Below are 2,155 nucleotides of genomic sequence, written 5' to 3'. Positions count from 1 at the left end.
GACCAGGTCGGCCCGCCCCGCGCGCCGGGCGCGGTCGTGGTGGGGGTCCGGCGGCACGGGCGGGCCGTGCCCCGTGCCGTCGGCGGTGTCCGTGGGGGTGGCGTCCTCGGTCTTCACGCTGGCACGCTATGCACACCGGGCGGCGATCGGGCGGTACGGCAGGGCCGCGTCACCGAACCGTCAGATTCGTTCTCCCGGCCGCGATGCCCGTCCCCCCGCCCGGCCGCGACGTCAGAGTTTCGTCAGGAGTCGCGTCCGCCCGCCGGCGCTGTTCCCCGCTTAGCGTCGGCCTCATGCCCGAACGCCGTCGCATCCGCTCCCTCCCCGGCTCCCTCCGCGTCCCGCGCACGCCCGCCGACCCGTCCTTCTGGCGCAGCCCCGTGCGCGGAGCGCGCTTCACCGCCGTGCTCGGCGTCATCCTGCTCGCCGGACTCACGCTGCTGTTCGTCACCGGTCTGCTCTCGTACGCCGCCTACAACCCGGACCTGAACCGGGTCAACGACAAGACCCCGGGCAAGGGGTGGCTCGGCTTCTACCTGTTCTCCTGGCCGACCGGCCCGCACTGGCTCTACCGGCTGACCCAGGGCCTGCACGTCACCGTCGGCATCGTGCTCGTGCCCGTCCTGCTCGCCAAACTCTGGTCGGTGATCCCCCGGCTCCTCGCGCTGCCGCCCGCCCGTTCCGTGGGCCACGCGCTGGAGCGGATCTCGCTGCTGCTGCTCGTGGGCGGAGCGCTGTTCGAGTTCCTCACCGGGCTGCTCAACATCCAGCTGGACTACCTCTTCCCCGGGTCCTTCTACACCCTGCACTTCTACGGGGCCTGGGTCTTCCTCGCCGGGTTCGTCACCCATGTGGCGCTCAAGATGCCCGGGGCCGTACGGGTGTTGCGCAACGGCATCCCGCGCGGCGAACCGGACACCCTCGCCGCCCCCGACCCGCTGCCCGCCACCCTGTCCCGGCGCGGCGCGCTGGCCCTCGTGGGGGCCGGTTCGCTCCTTTTGCTGGTCACCTCGGCCGGCCGCAGCTTCGACGGACCGCTGCGCCGCATCGCGCTGCTCACCCCGCGCGGCGGCACCGACCCGGGGCCGGGGCCGAACGCCTTCCAGATCAACAAGACCGCCGCCGCCGTACGGGTCACACCCGCCGACACCGGGGAGCGCTGGCGGCTGACGGTACGGGGGCCGGCCGGGGAGTTCCGCTTCTCCCGGGCCGAGCTGCTGGCCATGGAACAGCACAGCGCCGCGCTCCCGATCGCCTGCGTGGAGGGCTGGTCGACCTCGGACCAGCGGTGGCGCGGGGTACGGCTCTCCGATCTGGCGGCCCTCGCCGGATACCCGGACCGGCCGCCGGGCGTGTTCGTCGAGTCGCTCCAGCGCAGCGGCTCCTTCCGCAAGGCCGCGCTGCGCGACAACCAGGTCCGCGACGGCCGCTCGCTGCTGGCGCTGGAGGTGAACGGCGCGCCGTTGTCGCCCGACCACGGCTACCCGGCCCGCATCATCGTGCCCGCCGCGCCAGGGGTGCTGAACACCAAGTGGGTCGAGACCCTGACGTTCGGAGAGCTGTGATGTCCACCCGAGCCGTACCGCCCGCACCCCGCCGCTCGCGGTTCTCGCCGCGCCGCGCGTACGGGGAGGGCCCGCTGCACCTGCTGCTGCTCGCCGCCACGTTCTGCCTGGCCGGCTACGCGGGCGTACGGCTGCTGGACGGGGACACCGTCGGCGTGCTGCTCTGGCTCGCCGGGTCGGCGCTCCTGCACGACCTGGTGCTGCTGCCGGTGTACGCGGGGGCCGACCGGGCGCTGCGCGCCGCGCTCGGCCCCCGGACGGCCCTGGTGAACTTCGTCCGCGTGCCGGCGTTCCTCTCCGGGCTGCTCCTGCTGATCTGGTTCCCGCTGATCGCCCGGCGGACCGAACGGCGGTACGAGGCCGCCGCCGGCACCTCCCCGGACGTCTACTTCGGCAACTGGCTGCTGATCACCGGCGTGCTGTTCGCGCTTTCCGCGCTCTGGCTGCTGGTCCGGGCGCTCCGCTCCCGAACGGGCCGGCGCAGCGAGACGAAGGTCCGCCCCTCCGCACCCCATTGACCGGCCGTACGCCAGCCGCCCGCGCGGGCGTGCCGCAGCAGGGCCGGCGTCCCGATCCGCGCCCAGGGGAAC

General features: G+C 74.1%; 1 protein-coding gene and 1 pseudogene. One reads left to right on the top strand and one right to left on the bottom strand.

Translation table 11 applies throughout. The features are described from left to right. Window positions 1–293 precede the first annotated feature (293 nt). Window positions 294–1,565 carry a molybdopterin-dependent oxidoreductase gene (locus tag CR470_RS37510; RefSeq protein ID WP_097872191.1) on the top strand — a complete coding sequence of 424 codons (1,272 nt, stop codon included), beginning with the start codon at window positions 294–296 and terminating at the stop codon, window positions 1,563–1,565. Between the two features lie 385 nt (window positions 1,566–1,950). Here CR470_RS37510 and CR470_RS41205 read toward each other — a convergent pair. Beyond that, a pseudogene (locus CR470_RS41205) lies at window positions 1,951–2,155 on the bottom strand (class I SAM-dependent methyltransferase); the annotation flags it as partial.

Origin of the sequence: Streptomyces sp. rh34 (genome assembly GCF_002551245.1) — a bacterium.
Taxonomy (GTDB): domain Bacteria; phylum Actinomycetota; class Actinomycetes; order Streptomycetales; family Streptomycetaceae; genus Streptomyces.
This window is presented reverse-complemented; position numbering and strand designations above follow the sequence as displayed.